The sequence below is a fragment of the Mediterraneibacter catenae genome, assembly GCF_008691045.1.
Classification (GTDB): domain Bacteria; phylum Bacillota; class Clostridia; order Lachnospirales; family Lachnospiraceae; genus Mediterraneibacter; species Mediterraneibacter ornithocaccae.
The window spans coordinates 111,112-130,006 of record NZ_VMSO01000005.1 but is presented as its reverse complement, the minus strand read 5'-3'; the positions used below and the strand labels follow the sequence as shown (position 1 = coordinate 130,006).

Genomic DNA, 18,895 nt, shown 5'->3' with positions numbered 1-18,895 from the left:
GTATGTGTATTGTGCTCAAAAAAGAAAGTTTTTCCCCTCTGTTTATGGATAATTATAACACGAAATATATCGAAATGCGACCTCACTATACATAAAACGGATATAAGTTGCATTTTGGCATAAAATATGGATGATATAGATATTTTAGAAATATTTTATAATTGATATAATGTGACCATAAGCGGAAAAGCTAAAAAGGAAGGAGCTGAAACTACTATGAAAAAGAAAAAGGTGATCAGTACGGTGCTTGCGGTTTCTATGCTTGCAGCAGTCATTCTTCCGGGATGCGGTTCGGATGAGAACAGCGGAAAAACGGAGATTGAGATCCTGCAGTACAAGCCGGAGGCGGCAACATACTTCGATCAGGTGGAAGAACAGTTCAATGCGACCCACGATGATATTCATCTGACGATCAGTTCACCGAACGATGCCAGTACGATTATGAGGACGAGATTCATCCGTGAAGATTACCCGGACATCATCGGCATAGGGGGGGACATCAATTACTCTTATTATGTGGACGCTGATATTCTGGCGGATGTATCGGATTATGAGGGACTTTCAGATGTCAAGCAGTCGTACATCGATATTCTGGAGAATCTTGAGATCACGCCGAAAGACGGCACATACGGCGTACCTTATGTGGCAAATGCAGCGGGTATTCTCTACAATAAGGATATGTTTGAGGAGCATGGCTGGGAGATTCCGGAGTCATGGAGTGAACTGATCGATCTGTGCGAGGAGATCCGGGCGGAAGGAATCCTGCCGTTCTATTTCGGGTTCCGTGATACATGGACCTGTCTGGCTCCGTGGAACTCTCTTGCAGTCGATCTGGCGCCGGCAGACACGTGTCAGCAGGTAAATGCAGGTGAGACAACATTCTCAGAAGAGTATGTGGAAGTGGCTGAGAAATGTCTGGAATTGGTAAGTTACGGTCCTGAAGATCCTTTCGCATACGGCTATAACGATGCATGTACGGCATTTGCAAACGGTGAGTCCGCAATGTACCCGATCGGAAGCTATGCAGTACCGCAGATCCTTTCGGTAAATCCGGAGATGAACATCGATTCATTCGTGACGCCGGGAAATGACGATTCGTCGAAGAATACGCTGAATTCAGGCGTGGATCTTATGTTTGCAGTAACGGCGGAGTGTGAGAACAAGGAGGCTGCATACGAAGTACTCGACTTCCTGATGGCGGATGAGAACATCCAGGCATATATTGACGACCAGAATGCGGTTCCGTGTAAAGACGGAGACTTCGACCTTGCTCCGATGCTCGACGGCATGACACCATTTATCGAGTCCGGAAACATGACGGACTATCAGGATCACTACTATCCTTCAGAGATGGCGGCAGACGCACTCATCCAGACGTATCTGATCAACAAGGATGCGGACGCATTCCTCAAAGATTTTGATACACGCTGGCAGAGATATAACAGAGATATCATCCGTGCAGTCCAGGAATACAACGAAGAGCACGGTACCGCCGAGTAGGAAAGGAGTGGGAAGATTATGAAAAAAGTAAATGACAGCAAGCGGACTTATATGCTGATCACAATACCGATCCTTGCACTGTTTGTCTGCTTTAACACAGTGCCGCTGATCCGCGGTGTGATTTACAGTTTTACGAACTTTAAAGGATTTGGTACATACGATTTTGTAGGCTTCCGCAACTATATGGATCTGTTTACAGATCCGAGAATCGGCGGATCCTACCTCTTTACGATCAAACTGGCTGTTGCGGCTACAATCGTGACGAATGTGATCAGTCTGATCCTTGCGCTGGGCCTGAACAGCAGGATCAAGGGCAAGACATTCTTAAGAGCGGCATACTTCGTACCGAACGTACTCGGAGCGCTGGTTGTAGGTTACATCTTCCAGTACCTCTTTACATACATTCTGCCGGGGCTTGGCGATGCGCTCGGGATCGAGGCATTACAGGGAAGTATGCTTTCTAACAGCAAGACGGCATGGATCGCAATCGTGATCGTCTGCGCATGGCAGTCTATCGCTATGAATACGATCATCTACATCTCCGGTCTGCAGACAGTGCCGGAAGATGTATATGAGGCAGGAGACCTTGACGGAGCCACAGGATGGAAGAAGTTCAGATACCTTACATTCCCGCTGATCATTCCGTTCTTCACCATCAACATGGTTCTGTGTGTAAAGAATTTCCTGATGGTATTCGACCAGATCATGGCTATGACAAAGGGCGGTCCGGAGCAGAGCACAGAGTCTATTTCATACCTGATATACAACAACGGTCTTTCAGGCGGAAGCTTCGGATATCAGAGCGCGAACGCGGTTGTATTCTTCATTGTAATCGTGGCGATCTCTGTAGCGCAGATGACTATATCAAGTAAGAAGGAGGAGCAGTTATAATGTATGAGAAAATGAAAGCAAGAGTAAACTGGCCAATCACAATCCTTCTGTTTATCGGACTTATTACAGTAGCATTTCCGCTGTATATGACGATTGTAATCGCATTTAAGCAGCCGTCTGAGATGACCAACAGTATCTCGGGGATCCTGTCCCTGCCGGCACACTGGAGCCTGAGCAACTTCGCACAGGCAATGGAACTGACTGACTTCTGGCGTTCTCTGGGGAACAGCTTACTGGTAACGATCAGTACGGTCGTGCTGTGTATCCTGCTTCATTCTCTGATGGGATTCGCAGTGGGAAGAAATAAAGCGCACAGCAAGGTTTACAATCTGGTATATCTGTTTATCGTAAGCGGTATGTTTGTTCCGTTCGCGATCCTGATGATGCCTCTGGCAAAACAGACTGCGGAGATGCATCTTGATAATTGGGCTGGCGTTATCATCCTTTATGTGGTATTCTATATGCCGATGAATTTACTTCTTTACACAGGATACCTTGTAAATATCCCGATCGCACTTGAAGAAGCGGCGAGAGTGGACGGAGCGAGCACATGGCGCACATTCTGGAAGATTATCTTCCCGATCATGAAGCCCATGCATGCGACAGTTGCGGTTATTACGGCGCTGGCAGTATGGAACGATGTTATGACTCCCCTGATCATTATGTCAGGAAAAGGATCAAACACGCTGCCTCTGGCACAGCTGACGTTCCAGACACAGTTCGGTACGAACTACAACCTGGCGTTTGCATCCTATCTGCTGGCTCTGATCCCGATTATCATCTTCTATGTAATCTGCCAGAAACATATTATTAACGGAGTGGTAAACGGCGCTGTGAAATAAGTGAGCCCTGATGCGCATCCGCGCGTCTTACCCGGGCGGGTGTTATGTGCGAAGAAGTACATTCACCCGCCCTTTTCCTTTAAACTAAATATTCACAGATCAGGAGAAAATATTATGAGCATAGTATATGACGAGACGCAGAAGACGTTTACTCTTCATACGAAGAACACAACATATCAGATGCAGGTGGACAAGTATGGTTTCCTGCTGCATTTGTATTACGGGAAACATGCAGAAGGCTGCATGGACTATCTGCTGACTTATTATGACAGGGGGTTTTCAGGAAATCCGTATGACGCCGGAAATGACAAGACATACTCGATGGATTCTCTGCCGCAGGAATTTCCTTCTCTGGGAACGGGAGATTACCGTACGCCGGCGTGCATTATCAAGAATACGGACCGGACCTACTGCAGTGACTTCCGGTATGAAAGCCACAGCATCCGGGACGGGAAATATGCTCTGGAAGGACTTCCGGCAGTCTATGCGGATGACAGTGAAGCGCAGACTCTTGAGGTGGTACTTGAAGACCGGGTGACCGGGGTACAGGCAGTACTTCTTTACAGTGTGCTCCCGGAGTATGATATCATTACAAGGAGTGTGCGGATCGTAAATGCAAGCAGCGGACATATTTCTGTGAAAAAGCTTGCGCCGGCATGCCTGGATATGGTGGGCGGACAGTATGATTTTATTACATTCTACGGACGCCATGCCATGGAGAGAAATATGCAGAGGATGCCGATCGGACACGGAGTACAGAAGATCGGAAGCCTGAGAGGATCATCGAGTCATCAGTATAATCCGGCAGTTATTATGGCGGAACATGAAGCAACCGAAGATGCGGGAGGCTGCTACGCAATGGCGTTTGTTTACAGCGGCGGTTTTCAGAGCGAAGCTGGACAGGATCAGTATTATCAGACAAGACTCCTGATGGGATTTTCTGAGGAGCAGTTTGCATATCCGCTCAGCGCAGGTGAAGAATTCCAGTCCCCTGAGGTTATCATGAGTTATTCTTCCGAAGGTCTTGCAAGGCTTTCTCAAAATCTTCACCGATGCATGCGGACGCACCTGTGTAGAGGAAAATATAAAGAGGTCGTGCGTCCTATTCTGTTAAACAGCTGGGAGGCGTCTTACTTTGATTTCACAGGAAAGTCTCTTCTTAAGCTGGCATCAGAGGCAGCAAAACTGGGAATTGAGATGTTTGTATTGGATGACGGCTGGTTTGGAAAGCGTGACAGCGAACTGCGCGGACTGGGAGACTGGAAGGTCAATGAGGAAAAACTGGGCTGTACACTTGGTGAGCTGATTGGGAAGATCAATGACATGGGCCTCAAATTCGGTATCTGGATCGAGCCCGAGATGGTTAATGAAGACAGCGACCTCTACCGTGAACATCCGGACTGGGCCTTTGTCATACCGGGACGCCGGCCAAATCGGTCCAGACATCAGCTTGTCCTTGATTTCTCGAGAAAAGAAGTGGTAGATCATATTTACAACCAGATTTGTTCGGTACTGGATCAGGGAAATGTGGAATATATCAAGTGGGATATGAACCGGAGCATTGCAGATGTTTATTCGGCAACGGCGGACAGCCAGGGGCGTGTACTGCATGACTATGTGCTGGGACTTTATGATTTCCTTGAGCGTCTGGTTAATCGGTATCCGAATATTCTGATTGAAGGATGCAGTGGCGGCGGCGGACGTTTTGACGCCGGTATGCTGTACTATACGCCGCAGATCTGGTGCAGCGATAATACGGATCCGATCGACAGACTGGAGATTCAGTATGGTACATCGTTTATTTATCCGGCTTCCTGCGTAGGTTCCCATGTATCTGCGTCGCCGAATCATCAGACCGAGAGAGTGACACCGATGAAGACACGCGGAACAGTGGCTCTTGCCGGTACTTTCGGGTATGAGCTGAATCTGAATGAACTCAGTGAAGAAGAAAAAGCAGAGATCCGCCGACAGATAGCAGAGTACAAGAAGTTCGCTGCTCTCGTGCAGAGAGGGCTTTATTACCGCCTTACGAATCCTCAGACGGACAACCAGGGAGCATGGGAGTTTGTATCAGAAGATCAGAAAGAAGCACTGGTCCAGGTGGTTGGTATTAAGAAACATGCAAATATGACGGTAGATTATATTAAAGTCAAAGGACTGAAAGAGAATACAATGTACCGTGAGACAACAACCGGAAAACTGTACAATAGTACAGCTCTCAGAGAAGCGGGCGTGCCGAAACCTGTACTCCACGGAGAGTATCAGGCATATCAATGGCATTTTGTCCAGGAAGATTAATATACGGGGGATAGTATCATGGCAAAGAAATCAAGAGTAGCAAGAAAGAAGCAGGCAGCAGCTAACAGAAAGACAGTGACAGCAGCGCAGAACGTGAAGAAAGCACCGGCTGTCGAAGCGGTAAAAGAAGAGACAGCAGCGGTGAAAGCAGCAGAAGAAGCAGAAGCGGCCGAGGCGGCGAGAAAAGCAGCAGAAGAAGAGGCGAAAGCAGCCGAGGCGGCGAGAAAAGCAGAAGAAGAGGCGAAAGCGTCCGAGACGGCGAGAAAAGCAGAAGAAGAGGCAAAGAAAGAGGAGAATGACAGAATCTTTGCACAGCGGCTGGAGCGCCATCATGATGAGCTCCGCTGGCTGTATATGGAACTGTACGGCAACGATGATATGTTTGCAGAGCTGTGCGATCAGATGAAACGCTATTACGATGAGCGTAATGATAAGCTGAAAACGCTTGATGCGGAGCGTGAAGCTGAGGGAGAATGGTACCGCAAGCGTGATATGCTCGGCATGATGATGTATATCGACAATTTTGCCGGAAATATCAAAGGTGTACAGGAGAAGCTCCCTTACCTCGAGAAATGTAATGTGAATTATGTCCATCTGATGCCGTTCCTTGACTCTCCGAAGGGTCGTTCAGACGGTGGGTATGCGGTGGCTGATTTCCGCAAGGTGAAACCAGAACTCGGAACGATGGAAGATCTGTCAGAACTGGCAGAGAAATGCCATGAGAAAGGCATCAGCCTCTGTATGGATTTCGTCATGAACCACACATCAGAGGATCATGAGTGGGCAGTGAAGGCGCGCCAGGGAGACGGGGAATATATGAGCCGGTATTTCTTCTATGCAGATCCTTCCATTCCGCAGGAATATGAAAAGACGGTGCCGCAGGTGTTCCCGACAACAGCGCCGGGCAACTTTACCTATCTGCCGGAGCTCGGACACTATGTGATGACCACATTCTATCCGTACCAGTGGGATCTGAACTACCGCAATCCGCGCGTATTCAACGAGATGATGTATAACTTCCTGTACCTGGCTAATCAGGGAATGGATATCATCCGTATCGATGCGGTGCCGTATATCTGGAAAGAGCTGGGTACAAACTGCAGGAATCTTCCGCAGGTACACACGATCGTCCGTATGATGCGTATGATCGGTGAAATTGTCTGCCCGGGAATCGTGCTGCTCGGAGAGGTTGTTATGGAGCCGGATAAGGTGGCTCCGTATTTCGGTACGGTTGAGAAGCCGGAGTGTCATATGCTCTACAATGTGACAACTATGGCGACAACGTGGAACACGGTCGCAACAAGAGACATCAGGCTTTTAAGAAAGCAGATGGATATTGTGTGTGCGCTTCCGAGAGAATACACATTCCTTAATTATCTGAGATGTCATGACGATATCGGCTGGGGGCTGGATTATGACACTCTGAAAACGTGGGGCATGGAGGAAGTACCTCACAAGAAATATCTGAATGATTATTTCCAGGGTAAGACAGAGGGCAGCGTCAGCCGCGGTGAGCTCTACAACGAAGATCTGGTGACCGGAGACGCAAGATTCTGTGCGACAACAGCATCCATGTGCGGCGTTGAGAGTGCGGGATTCGAGCAGGATGAACAGAAGATGGATCAGGCGATAACAAAAGATGTGATGCTCCATGCCTATATGTTCACCCAGTCGGGCATCCCGATGCTTTACAGTGGTGATGAGATCGGACAGGTAAATGACTATACCTATAAGGACGATCCGGAGAAAGCACCGGATTCCCGCTATATCCACAGAGGAAAATTCAACTGGGATCTTGTGGATAATATCGGGAATAAGGAAAGTGTGCAGGGAAAAATATTCCAGGCATTGGATAAGCTGGAAGCAATCCGCAGAAACGAGGCTGTGTTCAATACCGATGCGGAAGTATATACAAAAGACTACAGCGACCAGTCTGTCCTCTGGATCATCAGAAGGGCAGAAGGAGAAGAACTCCATGCAGTATTTAACTTCAGCGATTATCCGAAGACGATATGGATGCCGGAGACGGCAGAGTATACAGATCTTCTGACAGGCAAGAAGGCGGAAGTGACGACGGTGGATCTGCCGGGCTGGGGATTCTTCTGGATGAAGAAAAAGCTGTAATATGCATTTATAAAGCGTAATAATCAAATAAGCAACCGGGCTGTTTTAAAATGCCCGGTTGCTTATTTGTTATAAAGACACTGAAATCTTGAGAAAAAGTGTGGAAAGTATACCTCACTATTCTTCGAATGAAAGATTGGAAGGTGCGGAGGGCAGCTCGCCTGTCAGGTCGAGCGTTGTTGTTGGTATGGAGAGATCTACTTCCTGAAAAGCGGCGTTGTCAAACCAGATCTGCCCCTGTCCGCTTAACAGAACGCCGATACTGATGACAGCGGCGTCCTGCGGAACGTCCAGTACACAGGAATAGCAGTTCCATCCGGTCGTGCCCTCTATTCCCCTGTTCTGCATGTTGTCAAGACTCAATGTGCGGCTGAATGCATCGTCAAGCCGCAGCCAGAGCCCGGCCCATCCTGTTACATCTTCGGATTTAACGAAGCCGGAGAAGCGTACGCGTCTGCCTCTGTATTCTTTCGCGCTGAACTGCTGCATGACTGTAGCGTATTCATCAACAGTGTACGATTCGCCGGCAGATTTGATTGATACACATTTTGAACCGGTGTGAAAGATGTCGGAATCAATCCGGCACTGGTATTTATCCGGGGCTGTGCCTGTTATGATCCAGTTTTTGATTTCTGATCTATCGCTCATTTCAATACCTCCTGTTATCAGATCTTTTAATGCTCTTCTGTATTTTCCGGGCGGTAGTTTGTAGACTTTTTTGAACGCCCGGGTAAAAGATTCCTGTGATTCAAAACAAAAATACATCGCGATGTCGAGGATGGAGAGGTTTGTTGTCCGTAAAAGTCGTGAGGCTCCTGCAAGGCGGCGCTTACGGATATATTCATACAGCGGAATACCGGTCTCGTGTTTAAATATCCTGTGGAAATGATACTTTGAGAACCCTGCTGCTCCGGCGATATCGTCTAAAGTAAGCGGCTTGTCAAGATTTGATTCGATATAGGACAGTGCTGCCTGTATTTCTGCAGAATATGTCATGTGTCTCACCTCTTTCCTGTGATAGAAAGTATATCACAAAGCATAGCCGGAGTTTTGATTAATCTTGCGATAGAGAGATCCTTTCCCGTAATACATTTCAAAATAGACGGCAGCAGTATTTAAGAATGATTTGACATTTGCGGGAGCAGACTATATAATGAATGACGAAACAAGGGCGTTTTCTATAGGCAGAGAACGCCCTTTTGTCTTTTGGGAGGAACATACTGTCAGCTCAGCCATGCCATTCATAATTTGGCGTTGCATGACTGAACTGGTAACTCAAATGAAAAGGAGGTTTCATTTTATGCATAATTATACAAGGGAGGATATCCTGCGGCTTGTGGAAGAAGAGGATGTCGCTTTCATCCGCCTTCAATTTACCGACATCTTCGGGGCAATGAAAAATATGGCTGTGACCGTCAGTCAACTTGAAAAAGCTTTGGATAACCGCTGCATGTTCGATGTGTCTTCGCTGGAGGGGCTGTCAGGTGAAGAGGATTCCGATATGTATCTCTATCCGGATCTGAGCACATTTGAGATCTTTCCCTGGCGGCCCCAGCAGGGAAAGGTGGCCCGCCTTATCTGTGATGTGTATCGGACGGATGGTACGCCATATGAAGTTGACCCGCGATATGTACTGAAGCGGGCAATCGCCCATGCGGCTGAGCTTGGCTATACGCTTAATGCGGGACCGGAGTGTGAGTTCTTCCTGTTCCATACTGATGATGATGGCCTGCCGACAACTCTTACACATGAAAGGGGCGGATATTTCGACGTGGGACCGGTCGATTTTGGTGAAAATGCAAGGCGCGATATGGTGCTGACTCTTGAAGATATGGGGTTTGAGATCACATCGTCCCACCACGAGATCGCGCCGGCACAGCATGAGATCGATTTCCGGTATGACGAGGCGCTGGTGACGGCCGATAATCTTATGACATTCAAGATGGTGGTGAAGACGATCGCGAAGCGCCACGGGCTTCATGCAACGTTTATGCCGAAGCCGAAGATTGAAACTTATGGATCGGGTATGCATATCAATCTGTCTTTGAGCCGGGACGGGGTAAATACATTCCAGAGCGAAAATGATCCGAACGGTCTGAGCAAAGAAGGATATTATTTCATCGGCGGTCTGATGAAGCATATGAAAGCGATCACCTGCATCACGAATCCGACAGTGAATTCTTATAAGCGTTTTGTGCCGGGATATGAAGCCCCGGTCTATATGGGATGGTCATCAAAAACGAGAGGTCCGCTGATCCGTGTGCCGTCAGGAAGAGGAGAGAATACAAGAATTGAGCTGAGAAGCCCGGATGCAACGGCAAATCCATATCTTGCGCTCGCGGTGCTTCTCATGGCAGGCCTGGACGGTATCGAGAATCAGATCATGCCGCCGGACTGTATAGATGAGAACATCCAGAAGATGTCGCCGGAACGCCGGGCGGAGCTCGGAGTGCAGGAACTTCCCAGATCGATAAAAGAGGCGATAGAAGAACTGGAAAAAGATGAGCTGATACTGGAAGTACTCGGACAAGACCTGGCGCATAAGATCATAAAAGCGCAGAAAAAAGAGTACAAAGCATACTGCATGCAGGTAACCGACTGGGAAATCGAAAACTATCTGTACAAGATGTGACACCAGTCTGCTCATGCGCCGGAACTGGTGTCTACCGCTGTGCAAGCTTGCTTGCAAAAGGCGGTAGATGCCGGTTCCGGCATATGGCGGACGCCATACAGTGAGATGAAGCCGGGGCGGCGGAATCGAACTGTGAGCATGAGCAGAGCTCGAGAGGAGAAAAAGGTGTGAGCCAGCTGACAAGCTTGCTTGCAAAAGGCGGTAGACGCCGGTTCCGGCATATGGCGGACGCCAAACAGTGAGATGGAGCCGGGGCGGCGGAATCGAACTGTGATCATGAGCGCACTATAAATATAGGAAATAAAAGATAGCAGGAGGTGGCGCGGATTTGAGCAATATCATTGTAGCATTTTCAAAGCGGGAAAATGCGGTGAACATAAGAAATATCCTTGTGAAATCCGGGCTTGAAGTGTCTGCTGTCTGCCAGACGGGAGCTAAAGTGCTGCAGTACGCAGAAATGTGGAGTGACGGCATTGTTGTGTGCGCTCATCAGATGCAGGATATGCACTATACACAGATGAGAGAATATCTGCCGGACAGTTTCGAAATCCTTCTTATCGCGCCGGCTGATAAGTGGGTGGACGGTATTCCGGACGGTGTTGTCGGACTTCCGATGCCTCTCAAGATATATGATCTGGTCAGTACGATCGAGATGATCCAACAGATGCAGTACAGACGGCGGAGAAAGAAACGAGAGACAGGCAAGACAAGAAGTGATAAGGATCGTCAGATTATCAATCAGGCAAAAGCGCTTTTGATAGAGCGTAACCATATGACTGAGGAGGAGGCTCATAAATATGTGCAGAAGACAAGCATGGAGAGCGGTACGGATATGGTAGAGACAGCGAGGATGATCCTGACTGTAATGGACAAATGACGATGAAACCGACTGTTCCGATTTTAAAGAAAATAACAGCTTTCAGTTGGTTTTCCGGCAGGCAGTGTGTATAATGGGAGAGAAATAATATTTGAAAGTATGGGGTATGCTTATGAAATTTACGAAGATGCAGGGACTTGGCAACGATTATGTATATGTAAATTGTTTTAGAGAGAAGATTGAGAATCCGTCGGCACTGGCGGTGGAAATAAGTGACAGACATTTCGGTGTCGGATCAGACGGTCTGATCATGATCAATCCATCTGACAAGGCGGATTTTGAGATGGAGATGTACAATGCAGACGGATCACGCGGAGAAATGTGCGGCAACGGTATTCGCTGTGTGGCAAAGTATGTGTATGATTACGGCCTGACGGATAGGACGAACATATCGGTGGAGACTCTGGGTGGGATCAAATACCTGGATCTTACAGTTGAAAACGGGAAGGTCAGACTGGTGAAAGTCGATATGGGGAAACCGGTGTTGGAACCGGCGAAGATTCCGGTTGTGGCAGAGGGAGACAAAGCTGTGAATGAGCCGATCCTTGTAGATGGAAAAGAATACCGCATGACATGCGTTTCTATGGGAAATCCGCATGCGGTAGTATATGTAGATCATGATGTTAAAGATCTGCCGCTGGAAACGATCGGACCGAAATTCGAGAATCATGAGCGTTTTCCTAACAGAGTGAACACAGAGTTTGTCAGAATACTGGACAGGACTACAGTAGAGATGCGTGTGTGGGAGCGGGGGTCTGGCGAAACGCTCGCATGCGGGACTGGTGCATGTGCCGTGGCAGTGGCGTGTATCCTCAACGGTCTGACAGAAGATGATGTGACAGTAAAGCTTCTGGGTGGTGATCTGCAGATAAAATGGGACCGCGAAAAAGATACGGTTTATATGACAGGACCGGCGGAAGTGGTGTTTGATGGAGAGTGGAATCTTTAAATAACAGAACAGAAAGTCAGGGGCGTCGACAGCGCCCTGACTTTCTGCTGTGTGTTTATATATCGGCTGCCTGATGAACGAGCTGGTTTGTCTTTGCTAGGTTGAAAAGGGAAAATAATGTCTCACAAAAAAATAAGAAAACTCCTATATAATCAACAATTATATAGGATGCAAAGGATTATTCTCCAGTACTGCCAAAGGCTCCGGTACCCCGTGTTCTGCCAAGATCCAAGACAAAATCTGCAATAATCACAGGTATGATAATTAGCTGTCCAATCCGAGTATCCTTTTTACCTTTCTTTTCCCATACTTTGAGATCTGAAAAAATTCTCTACATCTCTACACTTTTAATTATATTTCACGATGCAGAAATAGACATGAATTATTTTATTTTTCGAGAACTTACTAAGAAAATGACTACTACATTAACTCGGACTGTCCCTTATGTCACCTGCTTTTTCTATTTCATTTTCAAATTTCGTCGTCTAATAATTGAATCTGTTCGACTTGTGTAATTTGGGCAGGAGAGCTCTCCAGGACATCACCAGAAAATGTAACTGCTATCTTATCTCCCACATCCAGATCTCCGAATGAAAGTTCCGTATATCGCCACACAATTTTTGTTTCTTCTACTATATTCAAAACAAAATCGCCTCTAAAATTTATATCATTCACATCCATCCCCTGCACTGACAATGTGCTGTCTCGTATATCTGATATGGACGCATAAAATGTTTGAGATTCTAAAGTGGTTGTTGCAGCTTCAATACGATCATAAGCCGTTTTATAACCGATAACAAAAAATATACCTGCTACCATCACCGCACATAAGACTATGAGAAGTATATAAACAGCTTTTATTTTTTTCACTTTTAAATACCTCCTTCACCAAATCTAGGAACTTTGTTTTGTCAGAGGAAAAATCTAAAATCGATATATTTCTACTTATAGTGTATGATATATCCTGTAGAATATCAATAAAATAAAAGACTGTTTGGTTCCCAATATGCACAAAATAATGGAGAAGTATTTACGTGGCCGGACGGGCGTCCGTTCCGTCTGGATTACATTACACAGAGATTTAAGGAGATTATCCGGAAAATCCCTGAACTTGACGATCGCCTGCATTTCTACAGCCTGCGAGCCAGCTGTATTTCCAATCTGTTTGCGGAGGATTACGGTCTGAAAGAAGTGCAGAAGTGGGTTGGGCAATCCGATGTCGAAGTGACTTTAAAAATATATAATAAATTCAAGCAGAAACAAAAAAATCGTATTTCCCAGGGATTAGATAACACGTTCCGTGATATCAATCCGTTAGAAAAGTGTTAGAAAAACGTTAGAAAAGCACGGATTATTCCTATTTTCTCGCTCCGTTTGAGAAAATAAAAAACACCGCAGAGCCCATATTTACAGACTTTGCGGTATCCCAATAAAAAATCGGAGTGACAGGATTTGAACCTGCGACCTCTACGTCCCGAACGTAGCGCTCTACCAAGCTGAGCCACACTCCGATAAAAAAGGGAACATGCTTTTCGCAAATTCCCAGCTACGGAAAAGGGACTTGAACCCCTACTAACAGAGTCAGAGTCTGCTGTGCTGCCAATTACACCATTCCGCATCATTTTCGCTTGTCTCTCACAAGCAACATGGTTATTATATCAGACTTTACAAAAAAATCAAGCACTTTTTTTAATTTCTATACAATCAAATTTTATAACATAATTTTCTGAAAAAGATAAGATTTAACTTATATTGCGGATTATCTGGCCGGTTTATTAATAAACGAGAACACAAATTTTAAAAACTTTTTACAAAAATATCCATATATTGTTCACATTTCCTTACTATACTGTAGCGGAGGTACGGGAAATATTCCTGTATTTTCATTTCCCTTTAAGAGAAAAAAATTCTGAATGAAAGGAGCTGTTATACATGATAACGGGAGTATTGAATACTGATTCAAAAGCAGGTGTCTATATTACTGACGAAAAACAATCCAGAAGTGTAAATGTCAGACCGGGACAGTATCTGTATCTGGCTGTCAATGACTGCTGGATTCCGGTGATTATTCGTTATTCTCCACGATCACACGGCTGGGTTTTTCAGAATTTGGAGAATATAGATGTTGACGGACAGAAAGTAATGATGAAATAACGGAGAAAAGAATAACGAAGAAAAATTCCTTTGTACGAGATGTGATGAAAATTAATAATTTTTAAACAAAATATAGTACTTTCTTAAAGAATACCCATTATAATGAATACTGACATATTAATGAAAACCTTACAGAAATATGTTAGTGAGAATGGGAGATAAATAAGAATATGCAAGAGAGAAAACGACGGAGGAGTCGTTATAATTATAATGCAATAATTTTATGTGCATTGGTGTTTTTTGCGATCGGCGGGACAGTTTTTTGTATGGTCGCAAACAGTAAGGAGGCAGGCAGAAGCAGAGAAGCGGCGGAACAGCTGGTCAGCAGGACAACTGCGGAGACTCAGGCTGTGGCAGGAACGATCAGGACGGCAGTTGAGAAACAGCGGGCCATTTCTTCGTCTGTACAGCCGGGGATGCCGGTTGGAACGACGGAACCAGAGGACGATAAAAAAGTGGTATACCTTACATTTGATGATGGCCCTTCTGAAAATACAAAAAAAATACTGGATATCCTTGAACAGTATGATGCGAAAGCTACGTTTTTTATAACTGGTGCAAATGAAGACTGCCGGCATTATATAAAGGAAGCCTATGACGCCGGTCATACGATCGGGCTTCATACATACACTCATGATTATGACAAAGTATATGAGTCTGATGAGGCATACTATGATGACCTGGAGAAGATTGGAAATGTCGCCAGGGAACAGATAGGATTCGTTCCGTGCTTTATCCGTTTTCCTGGTGGGTCTTCGAATATGGTATCAGCCCAGTACAATAAGGGGATTATGTCGAGACTGGTCGAATCTGTCGCTCAAAAGGGCTACCAGTATTATGACTGGAACCTTGACAGCGGCGATGCGGCAGGATGCGGCAAAGGTGAGATAGAGCAGAATGCGGTTACTGACAAAATGAATCATATCATGATCCTCTTCCATGATACACAGACAAAAGATGCGACAGTTGAGGCGCTGCCAAAGATTTTGGAGTATTATAAGGAAAAAGGATACGAATTTCAGGCAATAGACAGAGATAGTTATGTATGCCACCACAGCGTGCAGAATTGATGCGGGGGCAGGATTTATACAGGTGGAGTATAATGAAATAAAGCTTTATCGACTTATACCTCTTTCTGTGCTATGATTATGAAGGCATAATTATAGAACAGAAAGGGGTATTTTCTATGGGAAATACGTCTGATAATAATAAAGAGAACAAGACAGCGGGGCAGCGGAAGAGACGACTCAACGTCGGTATCCTCGCCCATGTGGATGCAGGAAAAACAACATTATCGGAGGGAATGCTCTACCTGAGCGGCAGCATCCGTGATATGGGAAGAGTGGATCACGGGGATGCATTTCTTGATACATATGAGATGGAAAGGGAACGGGGCATCACGATATTTTCCAAGCAGGCGGTCCTTAGCTGGAAAGATATTGAGCTCACTCTTCTTGATACGCCGGGGCATGTGGATTTTTCTGCTGAGATGGAGCGTGTGCTGCAGGTGCTTGATTATGCTGTCCTGGTGATCAGCGGTACAGACGGAGTGCAGGGGCATACAGTGACTCTGTGGCGTCTGCTGAAGCGTTACAATGTTCCGGTATTTTTATTTATCAACAAAATGGATCGGGAAGGAACGGACCGGAATGCGTTAATGTCGGAACTTAAAGGCAGGCTCGACGAAGGCTGCACAGATATTGAAGCAATCCGGGAAAATAATCCGGACAGACTGGAAAGTCTCGCCGTCTGTGACGATGCGATGCTGGAGGAGTATCTTGAAACAGGCAGTATCTGCAAAAATACACTGAGACGGACCATAGCAGAGCGTAAAGTATTTCCTTGCTGGTTCGGTTCGGCCCTGAAAGCAGAAGGAATAACAGAGCTTCTGGACGGAATCAGGGAATATAGTATCAGTCCGGAGTATCCGGAAAAGTTCGGGGCAAAGGTATATAAGATCGCCAGGGATCCGCAGGGGAACAGGCTGACTTATCTCAAAGTGACAGGCGGAGAACTGAAAGTAAAAGAACTGATCCCGGGCATAGAAGGAAAAGTAAACCAGATCCGTATCTATTCCGGAGTCAGATATGAGCTGGTGCAGAGTGCGCAGGCAGGAATGGTCTGTGCAGTGACTGGGCTCGAAGGAACGTATCCGGGGCAGGGAATGGGAGAAGAGAAAGACTCTGATATCCCGGTACTCGAACCAGTGCTCACTTATCGAGTAGAACTGCCGGAAGGATGCGATGTCCATACAATGCTGACGAATCTTCGTCAGCTTGAGGAAGAGGAGCCGGAGCTTCACATCGTGTGGGCAGGAGAAACGCAGGAGATACACATCCAGCTTATGGGAGAGGTGCAGACTGAGGTGCTGCAGCGACTGATCAAAGACCGGTACGGAGTTCTCGTAGAATTCAGAGAGGGCAGGATCATATATAAAGAGACGATCGCAGGCCCGGTGGAAGGCGTCGGACATTTTGAACCGCTGCGTCATTATGCGGAAGTACATCTTCTGCTGGAGCCGGGAGAGCGAGGATCCGGCATGCAGTTTTCTTCCGAGTGCAGTGAGGATATCCTGGACCGTAACTGGCAGAGACTGATCCTGACACATCTGGAGGAAAAAGAGCACAGGGGCGTGCTCACAGGCTCTGTGCTGACCGACGTGCGCATCACCCTTGTGGCCGGAAGAGCACACCAGAAGCATACGGAGGGCGGAGATTTCCGGCAGGCCACATACCGGGCAGTGCGTCAGGGGCTGATGAAGGCAGAAAGCGTCCTGCTGGAGCCGTATTATGAGTTCCGTATGGAGCTCCCTATGGAAAATGTAGGGAGAGCTATGACAGATATCCAGAGGATGAACGGGACTTTTGAAGGCCCGGAGGCAGAGAATGACCAGGCGGTCCTTACGGGGAGCGCCCCGGTATCTGAGATGCGCGGCTACCAGAAAGAGTTTGCCGCATATACAGGCGGATTCGGCCGGCTGTTCTGTACATTGAAAGGGTATGATGTCTGTCATGATGCGGAAAATGTTGTCGAGGAGATCAACTATGATCCGGACAGCGACATCGACAATACGGCGGATTCTGTATTCTGTGCCCACGGAGCCGGTTTTATCGTGCCGTGGTATCAGGTGGAAGAATATATGCATGTTGAGAGCACGATGAAAGCTGCAGAGGAACAGGGGGAAGGAACGGACCGGCGGCAGGCGGCACGGCTTGTACGGGCTCAGGCTGCGTCGAGGACGATCGAACTTACCCGGGAAGAACTGGATGCTATCTATGTTCGTACACCGGATCCTGTCAGAAGGAATATCAGCAGTACTCCGGTAAAAGTATCGGCTGCCAGCGAAGACGACAGATGGCGGAACCGGGATACATCAGCAGACAGGAAGAGAAAGACAAGTGGAGAGGAATACCTTCTTGTAGACGGATACAATATCATTTTCGCGTGGGACGAGCTGCGGGAGCTTTCCGAGATCGATCTGGCGGCGGCCAGGGGGAGGCTTGCGGATATCCTGTGCAATTACCAGGGATACCGGAAATGTACTTTGATCCTTGTGTTTGATGCATATAAGGTGGAGGGTAATCCGGGCGAAGTCGCGAAATACCACAATATCCATATAGTCTATACGAAAGAGGCTGAGACAGCGGATCAATATATAGAGAAGACGGTACGGAAGATTTCAAAACACCACAGTGTCACGGTGGCCACTTCGGATGCGCTGGAACAGGTCATCATCCTTGGGCAGGGGGCACACCGCATGTCCGCAGCGGGACTGAAAGAAGAGGTAGAGCTTGCACTGAAAGAAATCAGGGGAGAACATCTTGAGAAAGGGGATATCCTGCGGACATACCTGTTTGACTATCTCGGAGAAGACACGGCAAAAGAAATGGAAGAGATCAGACTGGGAAAAGGAAACTGGCCTGTATAAAAAAGAAGAAACTGGACGTTTTAATAAAACCAGTTGGGTGATAATATACTGTAGCAGATAAGTATATAGAAAAGGGGAATCACCTATGGAAAGAAGAAATGAAACGTTGATCAAACTTGCGCAGACCGGATTATTAGCGGCTCTGTGTTTTGTGACTTTTACATTTGGACAGATCAAGATACCGCTGCCTGGTGGAGGGGCTACTTCCTTTCATGTAGGAAATGCGTTCTGCGTACTGGCGGCGCTGATCCTTGGTGGATGGTACGGGGGACTTGCAGGAGCGATCGGGATGGGAATCGCTGATATTATTGACCCGGTATATATTACAGGCGCTCCGAAAACATTCATACTTAAGCTCTGTATCGGACTGATCGTGGGCCTGGTAGCGCACAGGATCGCAAAGATCAATGAGAGCACAGACAGAAAATATATCCTTCGCTGGAGCGTGATCGCCTCGGTCGCAGGCCTTTTGTTCAATGTGATCGCAGATCCGCTTGTCGGATTTTTCTATAATCAGTACATTCTGGGACAGCCGCAGCAGATGGCGGAAGTGCTGGCGAAGTGGAGCACGGCGACAACATTTGTCAACGCGATTCTGTCTGTTATAATAGCCGGCGTGCTGTACAATGCGCTCAGACCTGTACTTCTCAGACTGGGGATGATCCATCCGGTAAAAGTGAAAACTGCTTAAGGGGGATTT

At 46.9% G+C, this 18,895-nt stretch carries 14 protein-coding genes and 2 tRNA genes; 12 read left to right on the top strand and 4 right to left on the bottom strand.

The features are described from left to right. Positions 1 to 216 precede the first annotated feature (216 nt). The 5 genes from FNY66_RS05855 (at position 217) to FNY66_RS05835 (ending at position 7,655) form a co-directional block, all read left to right on the top strand. Entirely contained in the window at positions 217 to 1,500 is a 1,284-nt protein-coding gene (locus tag FNY66_RS05855) for an ABC transporter substrate-binding protein (RefSeq protein WP_150310556.1), read from the top strand. A gap of 18 nt (positions 1,501 to 1,518) precedes the next feature. After that, positions 1,519 to 2,391, top strand: coding sequence for a carbohydrate ABC transporter permease (locus FNY66_RS05850; protein WP_087150124.1), 873 nt, complete (start codon positions 1,519 to 1,521; stop codon positions 2,389 to 2,391). After that, positions 2,391 to 3,233 (top strand): carbohydrate ABC transporter permease, encoded by an 843-nt coding sequence (locus tag FNY66_RS05845; protein ID WP_087150125.1) that lies wholly within the window; start codon positions 2,391 to 2,393, stop codon positions 3,231 to 3,233. The genes FNY66_RS05850 and FNY66_RS05845 overlap by 1 nt, the downstream gene beginning before the upstream one ends. Positions 3,234 to 3,347: 114 nt before the next feature. Beyond that, positions 3,348 to 5,531, top strand: a complete 2,184-nt coding sequence (locus tag FNY66_RS05840) for an alpha-galactosidase (protein WP_150310555.1) — start codon at positions 3,348 to 3,350, stop codon at positions 5,529 to 5,531. 18 nt (positions 5,532 to 5,549) lie between these two features. After that, positions 5,550 to 7,655: an amylosucrase gene (locus FNY66_RS05835; RefSeq protein ID WP_150310554.1), complete on the top strand. Its 2,106-nt coding sequence runs from the start codon at positions 5,550 to 5,552 to the stop codon at positions 7,653 to 7,655. Between the two features lie 117 nt (positions 7,656 to 7,772). On the opposite strand, the gene FNY66_RS05830 is transcribed toward FNY66_RS05835, so the two are convergent. Beyond that, entirely contained in the window at positions 7,773 to 8,651 is an 879-nt protein-coding gene (locus FNY66_RS05830) for a helix-turn-helix domain-containing protein (RefSeq protein WP_150310553.1), read from the bottom strand. A 304-nt stretch (positions 8,652 to 8,955) separates the two neighbouring features. On the opposite strand from FNY66_RS05830, the gene glnA reads away from it, so the two are divergent. From glnA to dapF, 3 genes are all read left to right on the top strand, one after another. Next, positions 8,956 to 10,287 (top strand): type I glutamate--ammonia ligase, encoded by a 1,332-nt coding sequence (glnA, locus tag FNY66_RS05825; protein ID WP_150310552.1) that lies wholly within the window; start codon positions 8,956 to 8,958, stop codon positions 10,285 to 10,287. 328 nt (positions 10,288 to 10,615) lie between these two features. Next, positions 10,616 to 11,164, top strand: a complete 549-nt coding sequence (locus tag FNY66_RS05820; RefSeq protein ID WP_150310551.1) for an ANTAR domain-containing response regulator — start codon at positions 10,616 to 10,618, stop codon at positions 11,162 to 11,164. 112 nt (positions 11,165 to 11,276) lie between these two features. Beyond that, entirely contained in the window at positions 11,277 to 12,113 is an 837-nt protein-coding gene (gene dapF / locus FNY66_RS05815; RefSeq protein WP_150310573.1) for a diaminopimelate epimerase, read from the top strand. A 471-nt stretch (positions 12,114 to 12,584) separates the two neighbouring features. Here dapF and FNY66_RS05805 read toward each other — a convergent pair whose 3' ends face one another. The 3 genes from FNY66_RS05805 to FNY66_RS05790 all read right to left on the bottom strand — a co-directional run bounded on the left by FNY66_RS05805 (position 12,585) and on the right by FNY66_RS05790 (position 13,731). Further along, on the bottom strand, positions 12,585 to 12,983 hold the full coding sequence (locus tag FNY66_RS05805) for a DUF3221 domain-containing protein (protein WP_190324796.1): 399 nt from the start codon (positions 12,981 to 12,983) through the stop codon (positions 12,585 to 12,587). Between the two features lie 567 nt (positions 12,984 to 13,550). Next, positions 13,551 to 13,624: transfer RNA gene (locus tag FNY66_RS05795), tRNA-Pro, on the bottom strand. A gap of 35 nt (positions 13,625 to 13,659) precedes the next feature. Continuing rightward, positions 13,660 to 13,731: transfer RNA gene (locus tag FNY66_RS05790), tRNA-Gln, on the bottom strand. 314 nt (positions 13,732 to 14,045) lie between these two features. Between FNY66_RS05790 and FNY66_RS05785 the strand changes: the two genes are divergently transcribed. The 4 genes from FNY66_RS05785 to FNY66_RS05770 all read left to right on the top strand — a co-directional run bounded on the left by FNY66_RS05785 (position 14,046) and on the right by FNY66_RS05770 (position 18,886). After that, entirely contained in the window at positions 14,046 to 14,267 is a 222-nt protein-coding gene (locus FNY66_RS05785) for a hypothetical protein (protein ID WP_150310550.1), read from the top strand. A gap of 266 nt (positions 14,268 to 14,533) precedes the next feature. Then, positions 14,534 to 15,337 (top strand): polysaccharide deacetylase family protein, encoded by an 804-nt coding sequence (locus FNY66_RS05780; RefSeq protein ID WP_087150972.1) that lies wholly within the window; start codon positions 14,534 to 14,536, stop codon positions 15,335 to 15,337. A gap of 116 nt (positions 15,338 to 15,453) precedes the next feature. After that, positions 15,454 to 18,195 carry a translation factor GTPase family protein gene (locus tag FNY66_RS05775; protein ID WP_150310549.1) on the top strand — a complete coding sequence of 914 codons (2,742 nt, stop codon included), beginning with the start codon at positions 15,454 to 15,456 and terminating at the stop codon, positions 18,193 to 18,195. A gap of 85 nt (positions 18,196 to 18,280) precedes the next feature. Then, positions 18,281 to 18,886, top strand: coding sequence for an ECF transporter S component (locus FNY66_RS05770; RefSeq protein ID WP_150310548.1), 606 nt, complete (start codon positions 18,281 to 18,283; stop codon positions 18,884 to 18,886). Positions 18,887 to 18,895 lie beyond the last annotated feature (9 nt).